The organism is Mycobacterium sp. 4858, assembly GCF_900240975.1.
GTDB lineage: Bacteria > Actinomycetota > Actinomycetes > Mycobacteriales > Mycobacteriaceae > Mycobacterium.
Map to the genome: position 1 here is coordinate 871,997 of NZ_LT968775.1, position 18,672 is coordinate 890,668.

The 18,672-nt window shown below is 69.1% G+C and carries 21 protein-coding genes, 1 tRNA gene and 1 pseudogene; 15 read left to right on the plus strand and 8 right to left on the minus strand.

What is annotated here, in order from left to right; genetic code table 11:
• The 7 genes from ftsZ (at position 1) to C1737_RS04105 (ending at position 5,445) form a co-directional block, all read left to right on the plus strand.
• The gene (gene ftsZ / locus C1737_RS04075; RefSeq protein ID WP_067919435.1) at positions 1–1,152 is read left to right on the plus strand and encodes a cell division protein FtsZ; all 1,152 of its coding nucleotides are present in this window, start codon (positions 1–3) and stop codon (positions 1,150–1,152) included.
• Between the two features lie 101 nt (positions 1,153–1,253).
• Complete coding sequence (pgeF, locus tag C1737_RS04080) at positions 1,254–1,961, plus strand: peptidoglycan editing factor PgeF (protein WP_199182775.1); 708 nt, start codon at positions 1,254–1,256, stop codon at positions 1,959–1,961.
• A 5-nt stretch (positions 1,962–1,966) separates the two neighbouring features.
• Positions 1,967–2,755 (plus strand): YggS family pyridoxal phosphate-dependent enzyme, encoded by a 789-nt coding sequence (locus tag C1737_RS04085; RefSeq protein ID WP_102417775.1) that lies wholly within the window; start codon positions 1,967–1,969, stop codon positions 2,753–2,755.
• 62 nt (positions 2,756–2,817) lie between these two features.
• On the plus strand, positions 2,818–3,483 hold the full coding sequence (locus C1737_RS04090) for a cell division protein SepF (RefSeq protein ID WP_068060961.1): 666 nt from the start codon (positions 2,818–2,820) through the stop codon (positions 3,481–3,483).
• A 157-nt stretch (positions 3,484–3,640) separates the two neighbouring features.
• Positions 3,641–3,934, plus strand: a complete 294-nt coding sequence (locus C1737_RS04095; protein WP_067919429.1) for a YggT family protein — start codon at positions 3,641–3,643, stop codon at positions 3,932–3,934.
• Positions 3,935–4,184: 250 nt separating this feature from the next.
• Positions 4,185–4,988: a DivIVA domain-containing protein gene (locus tag C1737_RS04100; RefSeq protein WP_067919427.1), complete on the plus strand. Its 804-nt coding sequence runs from the start codon at positions 4,185–4,187 to the stop codon at positions 4,986–4,988.
• A 97-nt stretch (positions 4,989–5,085) separates the two neighbouring features.
• Positions 5,086–5,445 (plus strand): hypothetical protein, encoded by a 360-nt coding sequence (locus C1737_RS04105; protein WP_102417304.1) that lies wholly within the window; start codon positions 5,086–5,088, stop codon positions 5,443–5,445.
• Between the two features lie 3 nt (positions 5,446–5,448).
• Here the strand turns inward: C1737_RS04105 and C1737_RS04110 are convergent.
• From C1737_RS04110 to C1737_RS04130, 5 genes and pseudogenes are all read right to left on the minus strand, one after another.
• Positions 5,449–6,117: pseudogene (locus C1737_RS04110) on the minus strand (phosphoribosyltransferase); the annotation flags it as partial.
• Positions 6,118–6,167: 50 nt separating this feature from the next.
• The gene (locus tag C1737_RS04115) at positions 6,168–6,533 is read right to left on the minus strand and encodes an STAS domain-containing protein (RefSeq protein WP_102417305.1); all 366 of its coding nucleotides are present in this window, start codon (positions 6,531–6,533) and stop codon (positions 6,168–6,170) included.
• Positions 6,530–7,630, minus strand: a complete 1,101-nt coding sequence (locus tag C1737_RS04120) for a B12-binding domain-containing protein (protein WP_102417306.1) — start codon at positions 7,628–7,630, stop codon at positions 6,530–6,532. The genes C1737_RS04115 and C1737_RS04120 overlap by 4 nt, the downstream gene beginning before the upstream one ends.
• Complete coding sequence (locus tag C1737_RS04125) at positions 7,627–9,348, minus strand: PP2C family protein-serine/threonine phosphatase (protein ID WP_102417307.1); 1,722 nt, start codon at positions 9,346–9,348, stop codon at positions 7,627–7,629. Before C1737_RS04125 ends, C1737_RS04120 begins: the two co-directional genes overlap by 4 nt.
• 203 nt (positions 9,349–9,551) lie before the next feature.
• Positions 9,552–9,637, minus strand: a tRNA-Leu gene (locus C1737_RS04130).
• A 98-nt stretch (positions 9,638–9,735) separates the two neighbouring features.
• Here C1737_RS04130 and C1737_RS04135 point away from each other — a divergent pair.
• From C1737_RS04135 to C1737_RS04150, 4 genes are read left to right on the plus strand one after another with little or no spacing between them, the layout of a single operon-like run.
• The gene (locus C1737_RS04135) at positions 9,736–11,100 is read left to right on the plus strand and encodes a M20/M25/M40 family metallo-hydrolase (RefSeq protein WP_067919743.1); all 1,365 of its coding nucleotides are present in this window, start codon (positions 9,736–9,738) and stop codon (positions 11,098–11,100) included.
• Between the two features lie 44 nt (positions 11,101–11,144).
• Positions 11,145–11,675, plus strand: a complete 531-nt coding sequence (locus tag C1737_RS04140) for a YbhB/YbcL family Raf kinase inhibitor-like protein (RefSeq protein ID WP_102417309.1) — start codon at positions 11,145–11,147, stop codon at positions 11,673–11,675.
• A gap of 52 nt (positions 11,676–11,727) precedes the next feature.
• Complete coding sequence (locus C1737_RS04145; protein ID WP_102417310.1) at positions 11,728–11,913, plus strand: hypothetical protein; 186 nt, start codon at positions 11,728–11,730, stop codon at positions 11,911–11,913.
• Positions 11,904–13,292, plus strand: a complete 1,389-nt coding sequence (locus tag C1737_RS04150) for an HNH endonuclease signature motif containing protein (RefSeq protein WP_102417311.1) — start codon at positions 11,904–11,906, stop codon at positions 13,290–13,292. Before C1737_RS04145 ends, C1737_RS04150 begins: the two co-directional genes overlap by 10 nt.
• On the opposite strand, the gene C1737_RS04155 is transcribed toward C1737_RS04150, so the two are convergent.
• The 3 genes from C1737_RS04155 to C1737_RS04165 are packed head-to-tail and all read right to left on the minus strand — an operon-like array spanning position 13,289 to position 15,689.
• Complete coding sequence (locus tag C1737_RS04155) at positions 13,289–14,383, minus strand: quinone-dependent dihydroorotate dehydrogenase (protein ID WP_102417776.1); 1,095 nt, start codon at positions 14,381–14,383, stop codon at positions 13,289–13,291. The genes C1737_RS04150 and C1737_RS04155 overlap by 4 nt on opposite strands.
• Before the next feature lie 23 nt (positions 14,384–14,406).
• Entirely contained in the window at positions 14,407–14,661 is a 255-nt protein-coding gene (locus C1737_RS04160) for a DUF5703 family protein (protein ID WP_068098381.1), read from the minus strand.
• A complete protein-coding gene (locus C1737_RS04165) occupies positions 14,658–15,689 on the minus strand; it encodes a YncE family protein (RefSeq protein ID WP_233214697.1) in 1,032 nt (343 codons plus the stop codon). Before C1737_RS04165 ends, C1737_RS04160 begins: the two co-directional genes overlap by 4 nt.
• 170 nt (positions 15,690–15,859) lie before the next feature.
• Here C1737_RS04165 and C1737_RS04170 point away from each other — a divergent pair, with 170 nt between their 5' ends.
• The 4 genes from C1737_RS04170 (at position 15,860) to C1737_RS04185 (ending at position 18,542) form a co-directional block, all read left to right on the plus strand.
• A complete protein-coding gene (locus C1737_RS04170) occupies positions 15,860–16,162 on the plus strand; it encodes a hypothetical protein (RefSeq protein ID WP_067924313.1) in 303 nt (100 codons plus the stop codon).
• A gap of 92 nt (positions 16,163–16,254) precedes the next feature.
• Positions 16,255–17,082 (plus strand): histidine phosphatase family protein, encoded by an 828-nt coding sequence (locus tag C1737_RS04175; RefSeq protein ID WP_102417313.1) that lies wholly within the window; start codon positions 16,255–16,257, stop codon positions 17,080–17,082.
• A gap of 73 nt (positions 17,083–17,155) precedes the next feature.
• Entirely contained in the window at positions 17,156–17,743 is a 588-nt protein-coding gene (locus tag C1737_RS04180; protein ID WP_067924315.1) for a DUF3090 domain-containing protein, read from the plus strand.
• Positions 17,727–18,542, plus strand: a complete 816-nt coding sequence (locus tag C1737_RS04185) for an SCO1664 family protein (protein WP_369807468.1) — start codon at positions 17,727–17,729, stop codon at positions 18,540–18,542. The genes C1737_RS04180 and C1737_RS04185 overlap by 17 nt, the downstream gene beginning before the upstream one ends.
• The last annotated feature ends 130 nt before the right edge of the window (positions 18,543–18,672 follow it).

The window sequence follows — 18,672 nt, forward strand, 5'->3', positions numbered from 1 at the left end:
ATGACCCCCCCGCATAACTACCTGGCCGTGATCAAGGTCGTCGGCATCGGTGGCGGCGGTGTCAACGCCGTCAACCGAATGATCGAGCAGGGCCTCAAGGGCGTGGAGTTCATCGCGATCAACACCGACGCGCAGGCGCTGTTGATGAGCGATGCCGACGTCAAACTCGACGTCGGCCGCGACTCCACCCGCGGGCTGGGCGCCGGCGCCGACCCGGAGGTCGGCCGCAAGGCCGCCGAGGACGCCAAGGACGAGATCGAGGAGCTGCTGCGCGGTGCGGACATGGTGTTCGTCACCGCCGGCGAGGGCGGCGGGACGGGTACCGGCGGCGCGCCGGTGGTCGCCAGCATCGCCCGCAAGCTGGGCGCGCTGACCGTCGGCGTGGTCACCCGGCCGTTCTCCTTCGAGGGCAAGCGCCGCGGCTCGCAGGCCGAAGGCGGCATCAACACGTTGCGGGAGAGCTGCGACACCTTGATCGTCATCCCCAACGACCGGCTGCTGCAGATGGGCGACGCCGCGGTGTCGCTGATGGACGCATTCCGCAGCGCCGACGAGGTGCTGCTCAACGGTGTGCAGGGCATCACCGACCTGATCACCACGCCCGGCCTGATCAACGTCGACTTCGCCGACGTCAAGGGCATCATGTCCGGTGCCGGCACGGCCCTGATGGGCATCGGGTCGGCCCGCGGCGAGGGCCGGTCGCTCAAGGCCGCCGAGATCGCCATCAACTCACCGCTCCTGGAGCAGTCGATGGAGGGCGCCCAGGGCGTGCTGATGTCGATCGCCGGCGGCAGCGACCTGGGCCTGTTCGAGATCAACGAGGCGGCCTCGTTGGTACAGGACGCCGCCCACCAGGACGCCAACATCATCTTCGGCACCGTCATCGACGACTCGCTGGGCGACGAGGTGCGCGTCACCGTCATCGCCGCGGGCTTCAGCGCGGCCGGCCCCGGCCGCAGACCGGTCACCGGGGACAGTGCCGCCGAAAAGGGTGGGGCGCATCGCATCGAATCCGCGAAGGCCGGCAAGCTCACGTCGACGCTGTTCGAACCCGTCGACGCAGTCAGTGTGCCGGTCCACACCAACGGCGCCACGCTGAATATCGGTGGCGACGACGACGACGTCGACGTGCCGCCGTTCATGCGCCGCTGAGGGTCTCGAGTTGCTTGCCAGTGCGCGACAAACCGGCCACGAAAGGTAGGAGCCGGATGGCGCTGCCCACTGGCAGCCGGGGGGCTCCGGATACTGAAGAAGTGAGCGTGCGCATCCGTCGGGTGACCACCACCCGCGCCGGCGGTGTCTCGGGTCCACCGTTCGACTCCTTCAACCTGGGCGACCACGTCGGTGACGACCCGGCGGCGGTGGCCGCCAACCGCAACCGGCTCGCCGCCGCGATCGGACTCGGGCCCGACCGCGTGGTGTGGATGAACCAGGTCCACGGTGACCGGGTCGAGGTGGTCGACGGGCCCCGCGGCGGCGCGGTCGACAAAACCGACGCGTTGGTGACCACCACCCCGCGACTGGCGCTGGCGGTGGTGACCGCCGACTGCGTGCCGGTGCTGCTGGCCGACGCCCGCGCCGGTGTGGCCGCGGCGGTGCACGCCGGTCGCGTCGGCGCCCAGGTCGGGGTGGTGGCCCGCACCGTGGAGGCGATGCTCGCCCTGGGTGCGCACGCCGAGGACATCTCGGCCCTGCTGGGGCCGGCGGTCAGCGGGCGCAACTACGAGGTGCCCGCGGCCATGGCGGACGAGGTGGAGGCCACGCTGCCCGGCAGCCGCACCACCACCGCGACCGGTACCCCCGGACTCGACCTTCGCGCCGGAATCGCTTGGCAGTTAAAGGGTTTGGGCGTCACGGCCATCGACGTCGATCCGCGGTGCACGGTCGACGACCCGGCCCTGTTCAGCCATCGCCGGGACGCACCGACGGGGCGGCTGGCCTCGTTGGTGTGGATGGAGTGACCGCGATGGCGGACAGGACGCCGGCCCCGGCGGGTCACGGCGACCGGGAAACGCAATTGATGCACGCATTAGCCGCCGTGCGCTCGCGCCTTGCGGCGGCCGCCGAAGCGGTGGGTCGCAATGTCGGTGAAATCGAACTCCTGCCGATTACCAAATTCTTTCCAGCAACCGATGTCGTGACTTTGTCGCGATTGGGTTGTCGGGCCGTCGGCGAATCGCGGGATCAGGAAGCGTCGGCAAAAGTGAGCGAAGTCACCAAACTTTTGGCGGCCTCTTCGCGGGCGGATGCACCGGCCCTGCGCTGGCACATGGTGGGCCACATTCAGCGGAACAAGGCCCGCTCGGTCGTCCGCTGGGCGCACACCGCCCACTCGGTAGACGGTTCGCAGCTGGTCGGTGCCCTCGAACGGGGCGTGTCGGCGGCCATGGCGGAGGGCCGCCGCGCCGACCCGATGCGGATCTACGTCCAGCTGAGCCTCGACGGCGACGAATCACGCGGCGGCGTCGACATCTCGGTTCCGGGTGCGGTCGACCAGCTGTGCGACCAGGTCGAGGAGTCCAAGCACCTGGAACTGGCCGGGCTGATGGCGATCCCGCCGCTGGGCTCGGACCCCGACGCGGCCTTCGCCCGCCTGCGAACCGAGCACCTGCGCATCCTCGAGTCGCATCCGAACGCGGTCGGCCTGTCCGCCGGCATGTCCGACGATTTCGAAGTCGCCGTCAAACACGGTTCCACATGTGTGCGTGTCGGTACCGCGCTATTGGGCCCGCGGCCGCTACCGTCACCGTATTAAGTCACTGTAGTCACATCTTCATCACTGACACCAAGCATCAGGGGCTAGAAGGGGTCAACGCAATGAGCACACTGCACAAAGTCAAGGCCTATTTCGGTATGGCCCCGATGGACGACTACGACGACGAGTATTACGACGACCACGCACCGTCCCGCGGTTTCCCGCGCCCGCGCTTCGACGACGGCTATGGACGCATGGAGGGTCGCTTGGAAGGCCGGTACGAGGGCCGCGACTACGACGACCCGCGCGAGCCCGCCGACTACCCGCCGCCGGGCGGCTACCGCGGCGGGTACGGGGAGGAGTCGCGCTACGGCGCCGTCCACCCCCGCGAGTTCGAGCGGCCGGAGATGGGCAGGCCCCGCTTCGGGTCCTGGCTGCGCAACTCCACCCGCGGCGCGCTGGCGATGGACCCGCGCCGGATGGCGATGATGTTCGAGGAGGGCCACCCCCTCTCGAAGATCACCACGCTGCGGCCGAAGGACTACAGCGAGGCCCGCACGATCGGCGAGCGGTTCCGCGACGGTACCCCGGTCATCATGGACCTGGTGTCGATGGACAACGCCGACGCGAAGCGCCTGGTCGACTTCGCCGCCGGCCTCGCCTTCGCCTTGCGCGGCTCCTTCGACAAGGTGGCGACCAAGGTGTTCCTGCTGTCGCCCGCCGACGTCGATGTGTCCCCGGAGGAGCGTCGGCGGATCGCCGAAACCGGCTTCTACGCTTACCAATAACCCGGCTCGGCCGGCGCCCGCCGGTCGCCGCGTTCGGCGGCTGGGCCGGTTGAGATGCCGGTTGAGATGTGGCCCACCGCCCGGAGTCGGTACGCTGGCATTCGCCGCGCACGCCCGCGGCGCTTGACATCTCATCGGTAAGGTCGGGGCTCTTCAGTTGGTGCTGTTCTTTCAGATCCTTGGGTTTGCGCTGTTCATCTTCTGGCTGCTGCTCATCGCCCGGGTCGTCGTCGAGTTCATCCGCTCGTTCAGCCGTGACTGGCATCCCACCGGCATCACGGTCGTGATCCTCGAGATCATCATGTCGATCACCGATCCCCCGGTGAAGCTGCTGCGCCGGCTGATCCCGCAGCTCACCATCGGGGCGGTCCGGTTCGACCTGTCCATCATGGTGCTGTTGCTGGTCGCGTTCATCGGCATGCAGCTGGCGTTCGGCGCCGCGCAAACCTGAGCCTGCCGTCGGCCCGGCTTCCGGCCCGGAGACGGTTCGGCCACGTTTTAGCTTCGGTTTGATGGCTGCGATTTAAAAATTCTAAGGTTTCGGATTTTATTGCCCTCAGGGTTTGAAATTGGTTCTTATTTATTGGCCTAAACAGCAACGGTCGCGCCTGGTGTGACAGGATGGACGGCAGTTGCACGACGGCTACCACTGCGTTCTACACTTTCCAGAACGTTAGACAGGAACTTGAGGGGACGAAACAATGCCGCTTACACCAGCCGACGTCCACAATGTGGCGTTCAGTAAGCCACCGATCGGCAAGCGGGGCTACAACGAAGACGAGGTCGACGCCTTCCTCGATCTGGTTGAGGCCGAGCTGACGCGGCTCATCGAAGAGAACAGCGATCTGCGTCAGCGGATCGAGGAGCTGGACCAGGAGCTGGCCGCCGGCGGTGGCGCCGGAGCCACTCCGGCCGCCGCGGCCGCGCCCACTCAGGCGATTCCCGTCCCCGAGCCGGAGCCGGCGCCCAAGCCGGCGCCCGTAGCCGCGCCCGCCGCCGCGTCGAGCAACGAGGAACAGGCCATGAAGGCCGCTCGGGTGCTGAGCTTGGCCCAGGACACCGCCGACCGGCTGACCAGCACCGCCAAGGCGGAGTCGGAGAAGATGCTGGCCGACGCGCGCGCCAACGCCGACCAGATCCTCACCGAGGCCCGCCAGACCGCCGAGACCACGGTCACCGAGGCCCGGCAGCGGGCCGACGCGATGCTCTCGGACGCCCAAACCCGCTCCGAGACACAGCTGCGCCAGGCCCAGGAGAAGGCCGACGCCCTGCAGGCCGACGCCGAACGCAAGCACTCCGAGATCATGGGGACGATCAACCAGCAGCGCACCGTCCTGGAAGGCCGCCTCGAGCAGCTGCGCACCTTTGAACGCGAGTACCGGACCCGGCTCAAGACTTACCTGGAATCGCAGCTGGAGGAGCTCGGCCAGCGCGGATCCGCGGCACCCGTCGACTCCAGCGCCGATGCCGGCGGGTTCGACCAATTCAATCGGGGTAACAACTAACCTCACAGGCGTGCCGGACACTCGCCAAGCCGCGCGGTTGGCACACTGAGACCTGCACACGAACTGGCTGTCCCGCTCGCCGCTTGGAGGATGACCCATGCTGATCATTGCGCTGGTACTGGCCCTGGTCGGGCTCGTCGCGTTGGTGTTCGCGGTGGTCACGAGCAACGAGTTGGTCGCCTGGGTGTGCATCGGCGCCAGCGTCCTCGGCGTCGTGCTGCTGATCGTCGACGCGTTGCAGGACCGGCAGCGGCGCGACGCGGGCGGCGCAGACCAGCACCAGGACGAGGGCGAGGCCCAGGCCGACGCGAGCGACGAGGCCGTCGACTACCCCGAGGAGGCCCCGGACGAGGGCGGCTACGAACCGTCGGGGGAAGCTGATTCAGCGGCCACCGAACAGGCCACCGAACAGTCGGCGGTGCCCGTGGAGGGCCGCGGCGACGACGCCGCCAAGTAGCACTCAGCCGGTGGGCGTGGCGAGCGTCTGACGCACCTCGTCGTCGCCAACCTGGTGAAAGTCGGCGTATACCTGGCCCACGGCTTCGAACCCGGCCGGCATCGACACGCAAACCACCTCGTCGGCCTCGAGCCCGAGCTCACGGCAGGTCGTCGCGGACCCGACCGGGACCGCGACGACGATCGACTTCGGGCCCGTGGCTCGCACCGCCCGGACGGCGGCCAGCATGCTGGCGCCGGTGGCGATCCCGTCGTCGACCAGGATCACCGCCTTGCCGGCCGGATTCGCCGCTGGGCGGCCGCCGCGGTACGCGCTCTCGCGGCGGGCCAGTTCGGCCGCCTCGTTGTCGATCACCTCGCGCACCTGCTCGTCGGTGATGCGCAGGCTGGACACCACGTCGTCGTTCATCACGACACCGCCGCCGCTGGCCAGCGCGCCCATCGCCAGCTCCGACCAGTGCGGCACCCCGAGCTTGCGGACCAGGAACACGTCCAGGGGCGCGTGCAACGCCGCGGCGACCTCCCAAGCGACGGGCACGCCGCCGCGGGCCAGGCCGAGAACCAGCACGTCGTCCCTGTTGCGGTAGGACGTCAACTGTTCGGCCACGGCGCGACCCGCCTCGCGACGGTCGCGGAACGTGCGCGTCGCAGTGCGGCGAAGGAATCCGTTGGGTGTCATCGGTCACCACCGAGCCTACGGGTTCGGCAGCGGCCCCGCGCCGGTCAGCGAACCCGGCTCTCTCCCGGGGCGTTCCGTGATCCGGCATCGCCGCGCGATGCGGTGACGAGGTGCTCGAACGTTCCCGTGAGGTCCAGGATGCGATCGAGGAACCGCGGCCGCTGATCCAAATGCAGCTGCACGCCCGCCTGACAGCTCCGGCGATGGACGAGGAGCAGGCCGGATAGGCCGGCGGAATCGCAGAAGGCCAGTCCGGAGAGGTCGAGGTGCAGGTGTGCCGGGGACGGCACTGCGCTGAGCAGCCGGCCCGCGGCGTCGACCATGGCATCCACCGTTTCGTAGACCAGGTCGCCGGACACCCGCACGCAGGCCGATCGTCCGGTCACGGTGACGTCCAGGGAGAGGTTCATACCGACGCTCCCGGGCCGACGGTGGTGAGGGCATGGTTTGCTGCCGCCAAGAGGCGCTGGCTGCGGGGGAACTCCTTGAGTTGCGCCGTCAGCAAATCCAACGCCGGGTGCAGCGACGCCGCCGGAACGCCGCGCGCGGCGAGGATGTCGGCGGTCCAGGTGATGAAGTCGGCGAACAACGCGTCGTCGTCGGCGTACAGGCTCACGGTGAGGAAGTCGACGATGTGGCCGACGTCCTCGACGGTGTGCTGGTGCTGTTGCGTGGAGTAGGCGCGCATGGCGGGAAAGCGGTCCTCCAAGTCGGCGACGGTGGACTTGACCAGCTGCGCCGCGCTCCGGCTCACCAAGGTGTATTCCTGGTCTACCAGATGCGGCAGGTCATCGACCGGCTGGCGGTTGGGAATCCGCCTGACGGCGGGGAATCCCCGGTTCAAGCGTTCATCGGCGGTCCGGGCATCAGGCGCCCAGGCGTCGGCGCCCAGCCGACGGGCGAAGCGGCCGTCGCGGCCGAAGGCGGCGCCACCGGCCAGGACCGGAAACCCGGCGGACTGGCACGCGACGATCGCCGCGTGCGCGGTGGGCAGCCGGGTGGGGATGGAGCAGGAGAGCGCCACGACGTCCGGGCCGTGCTGGTGCAGGTGCGCGATCAAGTGCGGGGTCGGGACCTGCGCCCCGAGGAAGTCGACCTGCCAGCCGCGCAACCGCAGGACCTCCGCCAGCAGCCGCGCGGGCAAAGCGTGCCACTCGCCGTCCACGCACGCCACAGCGACTCGGCCGCCGTGGGTCACGGCTTTGCCGGCGGGGGGATGTGACAACGCGGCGATGACGCGATCGTTGATGGCCGTGGCCGCGTGTTCCTGGGCGACGCTGATGCGGTTGGCGGCCCATTCGGTGCCCACCTTGTGCTGGACGGGGGCGATCACCTCGAGCAGCACGTCCTCCGCCGTCATGCCGGCATCCATCGCGGCGAACACGGTGGCCGCCGCGGCGTATTCGTCGCGGTCGGTGAGCGCCCCCCAAAGTCGTTCGCGGACAAGGAGTTCGTCGGTGGCGCCGGTCGCGCGGGCGGCGGCCGAATCGGCATCGTAGGGCCTCATGCCACGTATCTGCCCCGGGTGTGGCCGTCGACGGCGCTGAGGTGGGTGCGCTGCGGGGCGGTGATGGCCACGACCGCGATGTCGTCGTGCACCCGCTGCCCCACCCACTGCGTGGCCAGCATCAGGACGCGTTCGACGACCGCTTCGGCCGGCATCCCGGCACACCCCGTGAGCGAGGCCGCCAGCCGTTGCTCGCCGAAGAAGTCGTCGCCGAGCGGTCCGCCACGCGCCTCGGTGATTCCGTCGGTGTAGAGCAGGCACGTCTCGCCGGGCGCGAGGGACGTTTCGAACGATTGCACGGTGATGCGCTCCAGGGCGCCGACCAGCGTGCCCTTGGTGTCGGCCTCTTCCACCTGCCCGTTGTCGCGCACGATCAAGGGCGGCGGATGCCCGGCGCAGGTCAACCGCAGCACCACCTGGCCGTCGCGGTAGGCGACCGAGGCCAGGACCAACGTGGCGAACCGGGTGTGATCCGCGCTCAACATGGCGCGGTTGAGCAGCGTGAGCACCTCCTCGTGGTCCTGGGCCAGCGGCGTCAGCGCCTGCAGCGTGTTGCGGATCTTGCCGGTCATCACGGCGGCCTCCAGGCCCTTGCCGCACACGTCGCCCAGGACCACCAGCGTCTCGTCCTCCGGACGCGCCCCGGGGTGGAAGTCGTAGAAATCGCCGCCGACGACCTCGTAATCCTTCGAAGCGCGGTAACCGCCGGCGAATTCGATGCCGTGCAATCCGTGCAGCGGCGGGGGCAGCAGGTCACGCATCAGCGTGCGGGTGATGGCGGCCTGCTCGGCGTAGAGCCGCGCGGCGGACAACGCCGCCCCGGCCCGGGCGGCGAACATTCCCGCGAACATCTCGTCGTCCGCGCTGTACACCGGCCGATCGATGCACCGCAGCAACACCAACGCCCCGGCGGAAACGCCGTGGCCGGGCAGCGTCAAAATCATCACTGAGCCGACTGGGCCCGGGAAATCTTGGGGGACAAGCCATTCGGGTATTGTCGCCGGGTCGATCCAGCCCGAGGAGACCGGCGGGAACCCGTCCAGCGCCTCACTCAGGCCCGCCCCCCCCGCGGGGGCGGCGTCGACACTGCACTGCTCGACCCCCCCGGCCGCTCCGCTGTAGAAGACCGGCAGCCGCCGGCCGCGGCCCGCCGGGGCCACCAGCACCGCCGCGTCGGACAGGTGCCGGGCGGCCATCTGCACAGTCGCCTCCCGGCAGCGGTCCACGTTCAGCGACGCCGTCAACACCGAAGAAGCCTCGAGCAGGATCGCCGTGCGCTCCTGCTCCCGCGCCAGCGCCTCCTGGGCCTGACGCAACAGCTGGGCGGTGTCCTCGACCAGTGACCACGCCACCTCGCCGCTGGGTAGGACCGCGGCGTGCGCGTCGAACTTGCGGCCGCCCACGCTTCCCGAGACGACGTTTCCCGGGACGACGTTGCCCGAGACGACGCTTCCCGAGACGACGTTTCCCGAGACGACGGACGTGTCCCGATCGACCGCAGCGGGGGCAGCCTGGATGAGACGGTCGTGTGCCCGCCAGAGCCAATCGACCGACTCGTCGATCCGGCTGCCCGGCACCGCTCCCGGCAAGAGCGATTCGGCCGACCCGCTCAGCGCCCGCACGATTCCCTCGTGATCGATGACCAGCGTGGGGCACGGTACCGCCGCCCACAAAGCGTCAAGGTCGATCTCGACGCCTAGGTGGGCACCATCATGCATGCAATTGACCTGTCAACGGGGAAACCGGATTTCGGCTGACGCTAAGCCGACTCTACGCGTACGGGATTGGGACAGGGGTTCGCTCGCGTCGCGGCCGCGGTGGCCGCGCATCGGACGTGCAGCGGGAGGAGCCACTTCTCGACCCCTGGCGCATGACTTCGGCAGGCCGTCTCTCGAGGCGGGAAGCGGGCCTGCACCGCGCGTGTCCGAGGGGGGACTTGAACCCCCACGCCCATTAGTAGGGCACTAGCACCTCAAGCTAGCGCGTCTGCCATTCCGCCACTCGGACAAGACCAACCGCATGGGTTGGCAGCTAAGGCTATCGGATTGTCTCACGTGGACCCAATCCAGCCGGGCCGCTTCGCACCGAGCCGCGCGGCGTCGGCAATGGTAGGAAAGGGGGTTGTGACCGCCCAGACCGAGTTCCCGGCCAATCCGCATGACGACGTGGTCGAGGTCGTCAGCAGGTTGATCCGGTTCGACACCACCAACACCGGCGAACCGGAGACGACGCGGGGCGAGGCCGAGTGCGCGCAGTGGGTCGCCGAACAGCTCGCCGAGGTCGGCTACCTACCTCAATACGTCGAGTCCGGCGCCCCGGGCCGCGGCAATGTGATCGCCCGCCTCGCGGGCGCCGACAGCTCACGCGGGGCCCTACTCATCCACGGGCACCTCGACGTGGTGCCGGCCGAGCCAGCCGAGTGGAGCGTCCACCCCTTCTCCGGCGCGGTCAAGGACGGCTTCGTCTGGGGTCGCGGCGCGGTAGACATGAAGGACATGGTCGGCATGATGATCGTGGTGGCCCGGCAGCTGAAGCGGGCCGGGATCGTGCCGCCGCGCGATCTGGTGTTCGCCTTCCTCGCCGACGAGGAGCACGGCGGCACTTTCGGGGCGCAATGGCTGGTCGACAATCGGCCCGACCTCTTCGAAGGCGTTACCGAGGCGATCGGCGAGGTGGGCGGGTTCTCGCTGACTGTGCCGCGCCGCGACGGGGGCGAACGAAGGCTCTATCTGATCGAGACGGCCGAGAAGGGCCTGTCGTGGATGCGGCTCACCGCCCGCGGCCCGGCCGGGCACGGATCGATGGTGCATGACCAGAACGCCGTCACCGCCGTCGCCGAGGCAGTGGCGCGGCTCGGCCGGCACCGATTCCCGCTCGTGCTCACCGACACCGTCGCCCAGTTCCTGGCCGCCGTCAGCGAGGAGACCGGGCTGACGTTCGACGTCGAGTCGGGCGACCTGGCGGGAGCGATCGAGAAGCTCGGGCCCATGGCCCGCATGCTCAAGGCCGTGCTCCACGACACCGCCAACCCGACCATGCTCAAGGCCGGGTACAAGGCCAACGTCGTCCCCGCGACGGCGGAAGCGGTGATCGACTGCCGAATCCTGCCGGGCCGCAAGGCGGCGTTCGAGGCCGAGGTCGACGAGCTGCTCGGGCCGGACGTGACCCGCGAGTGGATCAAGGACTTCTCGTCCTATGAGACCAGCTTCGACGGCGACCTGGTGGACGCCATGAACGCCGCCGTGCTGGCTCTGGACCCGGATGGCCGCACGGTGCCCTACATGCTGTCCGGTGGAACCGATGCAAAAGCCTTCGCGCGCTTGGGGATTCGCTGTTTCGGTTTCAGCCCCCTGCGATTGCCGCCGGACCTCGACTTCACCGCGTTGTTCCATGGGGTCGACGAGCGGGTACCCGTGGATGCGCTGAGGTTCGGCACCGATGTACTGGCACACTTCCTGACACACTGCTGACTGAAACACAGCTGAAGACACGACACGCAACGAGAGGATCGCCCATGAGCACCGCGCCCGACCCGTACGCCGCGCTGCCGAAGCTGCCGTCGTTCACCCTGACGTCGGAATCGATCACCGACGGCCAGCCCCTGGCCATGCCGCAGGTCAGCGGGATCATGGGCGCGGGCGGAGAAGACGTCAGCCCGCAGTTGAGCTGGTCCGGATTCCCGGGTGAGACGCGCAGCTTCGCCGTCACCGTCTACGACCCCGACGCCCCGACGGCCTCGGGATTCTGGCACTGGGCGGTGGCCAACCTGCCGGCCGACGTCACCGAACTGCCCGCGGGCGCGGGGGATGGGAGCAACCTGCCCGGTGACGCGCTGACGCTGGTGAACGACGCCGGGATGCGCCGCTACCTCGGCGCCGCGCCGCCGCCCGGGCATGGGCCGCACCGGTACTACGTCGCCGTGCACGCCGTGGACGTCGACAAGCTCGACCTGAGCGAGGATGCCAGCCCCGCCTACCTGGGCTTCAACCTGTTCCAGCACGCGATAGCCCGCGCCGTCATTCACGGCGTCTACGAGCAGAAGTAGGCGCGGGGGGCGCTTCACCCTTCTTGTCGGTGGGACGTCGTATTATTCGAACATGCGTTCGAGTGATGGTTATGGTCGGTTCACCGCCGTACTCGACGAAGTCGAGACGGCGCGAGATCCGTTCCTCGAGTCCGTCGACTCTCTGGCCGGAGCCCAGCTGCTCGCGGCACTGGACGCTCTCATCTATGAGTTGTCCAGCCCGTTCGGGCGGCCAGGCGGGCGGCGCACGTGGCATTGACGGACCGCGAGGAGATCCAGCAAGACGTCGACGCCCTGCGCACCGTGGTCTCCCGATTCCAGGGGCATTCTTACGAGGCACTGACCAATCCGGAGCGGTTGCGGTTGTTGGAGGTGCTCGAGTGTGAGACGCGCCGGTTGCAGACGCCGCAACATCAGCTGATCAATCAGCTTGGCGAGCAGGCGGATTCGTCCGAGTTGGGTGGCAAGCTGTCGTGGGCGTTGGCCGATCGGTTGAACATCACTCGCGGAGAGGCCAGCCGCCGCATCGCTGAGGCCGCGGACCTCGGCCCTCGTCGGGCGCTCACCGGTGAGCCGCTGGCGCCGGTGTTGCCCGCCACGGCGGCGGCCCAGCGCGGCGGGGCCATCGGGGCCGACCACGTCGCGGAGATCCGGCGGTTTTTCCGCCAACTACCCGACTGCGTCGACATCGACACGCGTGAGCACGCCGAGAAACACCTGGCGTCCGAGGCCGCCCACTATCGCCCCGATGAACTCGCCAAGCTCGCTCGCCACCTGATGGACTGCCTCAATCCCGACGGCAACTACACCGATGCCGACCGGGCGCGCGCCCGCGGCCTGGTGCTGGGGCATCAGCAGGCCGACGGCATGTCCAAGCTGAGCGGGTGGCTCACGCCGGAGGCGCGGGCCACCTGGGAGGCGGTGTTGGCCAAGCTGGCCGCGCCCGGGATGTGCAACCCCGACGACCTGACACCGGTGGTCGATGGACCGGCCACCGAGGAAGCCATCGAGCGCGATACCCGCAGCCACGCCCAGCGCAACCACGACGGCCTCAACGCCGCCCTGCGCGCCGTGTTGGCCAGCGGCACACTGGGCCGGCACAACGGGATGCCGGCGACGATCGTCGTCACGACCACGCTGAGCGAGCTCGAGGCCGCCGCGGGCAAGGGCCTCACCGGCGGGGGCACCGTGCTGCCGATGTCCGACGTGATCCGCCTGGCCCGCCACGCTCGTCACTATCTGGCCGTCTTCGACAAGGGCAAGGCGGGGGCGCTGTATCACGGCAAGCGCCTGGCCTCACCCGGCCAGCGAATTGTGTTGTACGCCAAGGATCGCGGCTGCTCGGCCCCGGGCTGCGATGTGCCGGGCTACTACTGCGAAGTCCACCATGTCGAGGACTGGGCCGGCACCCACCGCACTGACATCGATCAACTCACCCTGGCCTGCGGACCCCACCACCGCCTGCTCGAGAAGGGCTGGACCACCCGAAAACGCGCCAACGGCGACACCGACTGGATCCCACCGCCGCACCTTGACCGCGGGCAGCCCCGCGTCAACACCTTCCACCACCCGGAAAAGGTGCTGGGCGAGAGCGATGACGAGGATGACGAAGAAGCCGACGAAGAAGGCGCGGCTTAACTCGCCGCCCCGCCGGCCTTGGGCGCCGCCGAGCCGACCGCATCGCTGAGCGAGGCGAACCCGCCCTCGCGCAGCCGGCGTGCGATGCCGTCGTGAATCCGCTTGGGCCACAGGCCTCCTCCGTAGATGAAGCCCGTATAGCCCTGCAGCAGCGACGCGCCGGCGGTGATCCGTTCCCACGCGTCGTCGGCCGTCTCGATGCCCCCGACGCTGATCAGCACCAGGCGATCGCCCACCCTGCCGTGGAGCCGGCGCAGCACCTCGGCAGAGCGGTGCGCCACCGGCGGCCCGGAGATGCCGCCGGGACCCAGCGCGTCGATCCCCGGCGTCTTCAACCCGTCGCGCGACACGGTGGTGTTGGTGGCGACGATCCCGGCCAGGCCCAGCTCGACGGCCAGGTCGGCGACGTCGTCGAGATCGGCGTCGGAAAGGTCGGGCGCGATCTTCACCAGGACCGGCGTGCAGGTGACGGAGGCCTCGGCGAGCACGGCGGTCAGGATGGGCCGCAGCGACTCGACGGCCTGCAGGTCGCGCAGGCCCGGCGTGTTCGGTGAGCTGACGTTGACCACCAAATACGACGCCAGCGGCCCGACCAATCGGGCGCTGGCCCGGTAGTCGTCGACGGCGTCGGCGGCCGGCGTGGACTTCGTCTTGCCGATGTTGACCCCGATCGGGATGTCGGGGCGGTGACGCGCGAGCTGGATCGCAAGCGCCCCCGCACCAAGGTTGTTGAAGCCCATCCGATTCAGCAGGGCGCGGTCGGCGGGCAGCCGGAACATGCGCGGGGGCGGGTTGCCCGGCTGCGCGTTCGCCGTGACGGTCCCGACCTCCGCGTACCCGAAGCCCAGCGCCCCCCAGGTCAGTAAGCCCTTGCCGTCCTTGTCGAAGCCGGCGGCCAGCCCGAGCGGCCCCGGGAAACGCACCCCGAACACCGTGCTCGCCAGCACCGGATCGGTTGGTCCCAGCAGGCGGTGCAACAGCCGACGCGCCAAGCCGAGGACGGTGGCGCCGCGCAGCACCGCGAAAACCAGCGTGTGGATGCGCTCGGGCGGAACCAGGAAAAACAGGCGTCGGACCAGGCCGTAGACCAAGCCTTCGCGGGGTTGGGTCACCGTCACAGTTGCGGCTGGTCGGGTCGCCGGTTGTCCAGTCGAGATTTCTTCCGGCGCAACAACACTCGCCTGCTACCGTCGGTGTAAAGCCGCACCCGGGTGAGCTCCCAGCCCCGGTATTCGGCCTCGATGGACAGCCGGATGGACGCGCTGACGCGGGTCACTTCGGGTGGCAGGCGCAGCGGCACCCACTCGTATTCGTCGGACAGTTCGGTGTCCCAGCCCGCAGGCAGCTGACCTCGGCGCGGCGCGGTCAACGCCCACCCGCCGCGTGTTCGATGACCTGGACCCCCGCACCGGACCCCGACACCACGTACAAGGTGTCTGACGCTTCGTCGAAGGCCAGGGAATTCGGTTGCTGCACGGTTGGGTAACGCACCTTTTCGACGGGAATTCCGGTGGACAGATCGTAACCAATGACCATATTAGAAGCGGTCTGCGAAACCCAGGCCAATGCGCGCGAGCCGGTCAGGCCGTAGGGCGCCTGGGGCACCGGATAGGCCTGGCGCAGGATCAGCGGGTCGACGCCGTACGCCAGGAGCTGGCCGCCGCGGGTGTCGGCGACCAGAATCCGGCCCCAGGGGTCCGCGGCCATGGTGGTCGCCCCCTCGCCGGCCCGCAACGCCTGCTGGACTCGACCGTCGGCGCCGATGGTGGTCACCGACGTCTGCCCCCGGTCCAGGACAGCTGTCGTATTACCTTGTGTGGCAAGGCAATCGACGCGTGCGAAGATCTTGGTCCGGCTACCGATGGTCGCGGTGGCGGCGGCCCCGGGGGCGGGAGAAGCTGGTGTGGGAGAAGCAGGAGAAGAGAGGGTATAGACGGCCCCGTCGGCGCTGCCCAGCACCAGTTTGCCGTCGGCACGTTGGGCGACCGCGGTGAAATCGGTCTGCTGCGCGTCGGTGACGTTCACCTGGCCCGTATGGCCGGTGCCCAGGTCGACCACGAAATAGCCGCCCCGCGCGGCGAGGTAGACGGTGCCGTGGCCGTCATCGGTCATGGCGGTCGCCGGGCCCGGCAGGTCGATGACCCGCGCCGCGGCCTTCGGGTCATCGAAGACGGCGACGCTGCCCGGCCCCGCCGGGGCGGCGCCGGGCGCCAGCACCGTCAGTCGGCGGGCGGCGCCGTCGAAGGCGGCCGCGACGGCGTGGATCGGCAGTGGGCGAACCGTGCCGGCGGGGTTCTGTGACGCCGGCGGGGAGACGGCGGCCGCGGCCGGTTCGATGGTGGGCGGCGCGGATTTGAATGTATTCGACGAACAACCGGTCACCGCGGCCAGCAAAATCGCGAATCCGATCACACGGCAATGAGCTGTGGGTTGATTACGCCCGTGCAATGACAGCAACTATCTTCCCTTGTGCGACGACTGTAGGCCTTCCACTTTAAGGAACGCCTTCGCATCCAATATGGCCATGTCGCGCACATCAAGCCTCGGGGGCGAGGTATCGTCGGCTTATGGCCGTCACCGTTGACCGGCATATCGCGGAGAAAGAGTTTGCTGTCGAAGACATGTCGACAGGGATTTTCGCCAGCGGATATGGACAAGTCGGTGATGGGCGCAGTTTCTCGTTCCACATCGAGCACGGCTTGCTCGTCGTCGAAATTTACCGGCCCCGCCTTGCCGGGCCAGTCCCGCAGGCCGACGAGGTCGTCGCCACCGCGGTGCGCAGCCTGGTCGACATCGACCTCACCGACGAGCGCAGCCTGACCGCCGCCGTGCGGGACTCGGTGGCGCACGCGGTGCCGGTGCCGCGCTAGTCGCGCGCTGATCATCAACCCGCAGTCGCACCGGGTACGGTCGTGGTCGTGGTTGCCCTGATGCCTCGGACGTCCCGGTTGGGCGCCGCGGCATGACGGTGATCCTGTTGCGCCACGGCCGCTCCACCTCCAACACCGCCGGCGTCCTGGCGGGTCGCTCGGAGGGCGTCGACCTTGACGAGAAGGGCCGCGACCAGGCCGCCGGGCTGATCGACCGCATCGGTGACCTGCCCATCCGCGCGCTGATCAGTTCGCCGTTGCTGCGCTGCCGGCGCACGGTCGAGCCGCTCGCTGCCGCGCTGTGCCTGGAGCCGCTCATCGACGACCGGCTCGCGGAGGTGGACTACGGGGACTGGACCGGCCGCAAGATCGCCGAGCTGGCCGGCGAGCCGCTGTGGAGGGTCGTGCAGGCCCACCCGAGCGCGGCAGTGTTTCCCGGCGGCGAGGGTCTGGCGCAGGTGCAGGCGCGCGCCGTGGCGGCCATCCGGGAACACGATCGACGGCTGGCCCTCGAGCATGGCGGGGAACAGGGCGGCGACGCCCTGTGGGTGGCCTGCACTCACGGTGATGTCATCAAGGCCGTCATCGCCGACGCGTACGGCATGCACCTGGACGCTTTCCAGCGGGTCACCGCCGACCCGGCGTCGGTGAGCGTGATCCGGTACACCGAACTGCGTCCGTTCGTGTTGCACGTCAACCACACCGGTGCGAAATTGGCTGCAGCGCTGCGGGCCGGGCCACCGCCCCAGAACGGGGCGAAGGCGAAGACCGACGGCGACTCCCACGCAGCGGCAACGGAACACGCGCCCGCGGAGCAGACACCAAAGGAACAAGCGCCAACGGAACGGCCGGCGCCCGGGGAGCAGCCGGCCGGGCTCGTGCCGTCCAGCGACGCGGTGGTCGGCGGCTCGACTGACTGATTCCGCTTAAAACTGACGGAGCGGGGCAATCGAATCGCACGGCGAAGGCAACAGCCGGTATTTTGGAGGTGCCATGGCCCGCGCAATCCACGTCTTCCGCACACCCGACCGCTTCGTGGCCGGGACCGTCGGCCAGCCCGGAAACCGCACGTTCTACATCCAGGCGGTGCACGATTCCCGGGTGGTGTCGGTGGTGCTGGAGAAGCAGCAAGTCGCGGTGCTGGCCGAACGCATCGACGCCCTGCTGCTCGAGGTGAATCGCAGGTTCGGCACGCCGGTCCCGCCGGAGCCCACCGAAGTCGAGGATCTCAACCCGTTGGTCACGCCCGTGGATGCCGAGTTTCGGGTCGGAACCATGGGCCTGGGCTGGGATTCGGAGGCGCAGACCGTGGTGGTCGAATTGCTGGCCGTCACCGACGCGGAGTTCGACGCGTCGGTGGTGCTCGACGACACCGAGGAGGGGCCCGACGCGGTGCGGGTGTTCCTGACGCCGGAATCGGCGCGGCAGTTCGCCACGCGCTCCAATCGCGTCATCTCGGCGGGACGGCCCCCGTGCCCGCTCTGCGACGAACCGTTGGATCCGGAGGGCCATATCTGCGCGCGCGCCAACGGCTATAGGCGCAGCGCGCTGCTCGGGCCTGACGATGAACTTGAGGCCTGACGACCGTGAGGTGCTGCGCAACGGCGAGCTGACGGTCCTGGGACGCATCCGCTCTGCCAGCAACGCCACCTTCCTGTGCGAGTCCACGCTCGGCGAATCGACCGTGCACTGCGTCTACAAGCCGGTCTCGGGCGAGGCCCCGCTGTGGGATTTTCCCGACGGGACGCTGGCCGGCCGCGAACTCGCGGCCTACCTGGTGTCGACTCGGTTGGGCTGGAACATCGTGCCGTACACAGTGATTCGTCACGGGCCGGCCGGCCCCGGCATGCTGCAGTTGTGGGTGGAGCAACCGGGCGACGCCACCGGCTCCGACCCGAGCACCGGCCCCGACCTGGTCGACCTGTTTCCCGCCGACAAACCGCAGCCGGGTTACCTGCCGGTGCTGCGCGCCTACGACTACGCCGGCGACGAGGTCGTCTTGATGCACGCCGACGACATCCGGCTGCGGCGCATGGCGGTGTTCGACGTGCTGGTCAACAACGCCGACCGCAAGGGGGGCCACGTTCTGCGCGACATTGAGGGCCACGTCTACGGCGTCGACCACGGGGTGTGCCTGCACGTCGAGAACAAGCTGCGGACGGTGCTGTGGGGCTGGGCCAACAAGCCGGTCGACAAGAAGATGCTGGAGGCGGTGGCCGGTCTCGTTGACGCGCTCGACGACTCGTTTTGCGACGAGCTGTCCGAGCTGATCACGCGGGCGGAGATCGCAGCGCTGCGCAGGCGCGCGCATGCGCTGCTCAACGATCCGGTGATGCCGGGACCGAACAGGCACCGGCCCATTCCCTGGCCGGCCTTTTAGTGCCCGGCCTTTTAGTGCCCGGGGTTCTAGTGCCCGGCGTGCTAGTGCCCGGCGTTCTAGTGGCCGGCGTTCTGAGGCCATGGCAAGCGCGGCGTAGCCGGGCGCTGCCGGTCGCCACCACGTGTTCCGC

Bases quoted from the DNA above. Each gene is read 5' to 3' on its own strand.
- C1737_RS04135 (WP_067919743.1), top strand. From the start codon at position 9,736: ATGGTAGGAAAGGGGGTTGTGACCGCCCAGACCGAGTTCCCGGCCAAT.
- C1737_RS04180 (WP_067924315.1), top strand. From the start codon at position 17,156: ATGGCCCGCGCAATCCACGTCTTCCGCACACCCGACCGCTTCGTGGCC.
- ftsZ (WP_067919435.1), top strand. From the start codon at position 1: ATGACCCCCCCGCATAACTACCTGGCCGTGATCAAGGTCGTCGGCATC.
- C1737_RS04085 (WP_102417775.1), top strand. From the start codon at position 1,967: ATGGCGGACAGGACGCCGGCCCCGGCGGGTCACGGCGACCGGGAAACG.
- C1737_RS04140 (WP_102417309.1), top strand. From the start codon at position 11,145: ATGAGCACCGCGCCCGACCCGTACGCCGCGCTGCCGAAGCTGCCGTCG.
- C1737_RS04100 (WP_067919427.1), top strand. From the start codon at position 4,185: ATGCCGCTTACACCAGCCGACGTCCACAATGTGGCGTTCAGTAAGCCA.
- C1737_RS04185 (WP_369807468.1), top strand. From the start codon at position 17,727: ATGAACTTGAGGCCTGACGACCGTGAGGTGCTGCGCAACGGCGAGCTG.
- C1737_RS04105 (WP_102417304.1), top strand. From the start codon at position 5,086: ATGCTGATCATTGCGCTGGTACTGGCCCTGGTCGGGCTCGTCGCGTTG.
- C1737_RS04170 (WP_067924313.1), top strand. From the start codon at position 15,860: ATGGCCGTCACCGTTGACCGGCATATCGCGGAGAAAGAGTTTGCTGTC.
- C1737_RS04090 (WP_068060961.1), top strand. From the start codon at position 2,818: ATGAGCACACTGCACAAAGTCAAGGCCTATTTCGGTATGGCCCCGATG.
- C1737_RS04145 (WP_102417310.1), top strand. From the start codon at position 11,728: ATGCGTTCGAGTGATGGTTATGGTCGGTTCACCGCCGTACTCGACGAA.
- C1737_RS04120 (WP_102417306.1), bottom strand. From the start codon at position 7,630: ATGAGGCCCTACGATGCCGATTCGGCCGCCGCCCGCGCGACCGGCGCC.
- C1737_RS04175 (WP_102417313.1), top strand. From the start codon at position 16,255: ATGACGGTGATCCTGTTGCGCCACGGCCGCTCCACCTCCAACACCGCC.
- C1737_RS04125 (WP_102417307.1), bottom strand. From the start codon at position 9,348: ATGCATGATGGTGCCCACCTAGGCGTCGAGATCGACCTTGACGCTTTG.
- C1737_RS04115 (WP_102417305.1), bottom strand. From the start codon at position 6,533: ATGAACCTCTCCCTGGACGTCACCGTGACCGGACGATCGGCCTGCGTG.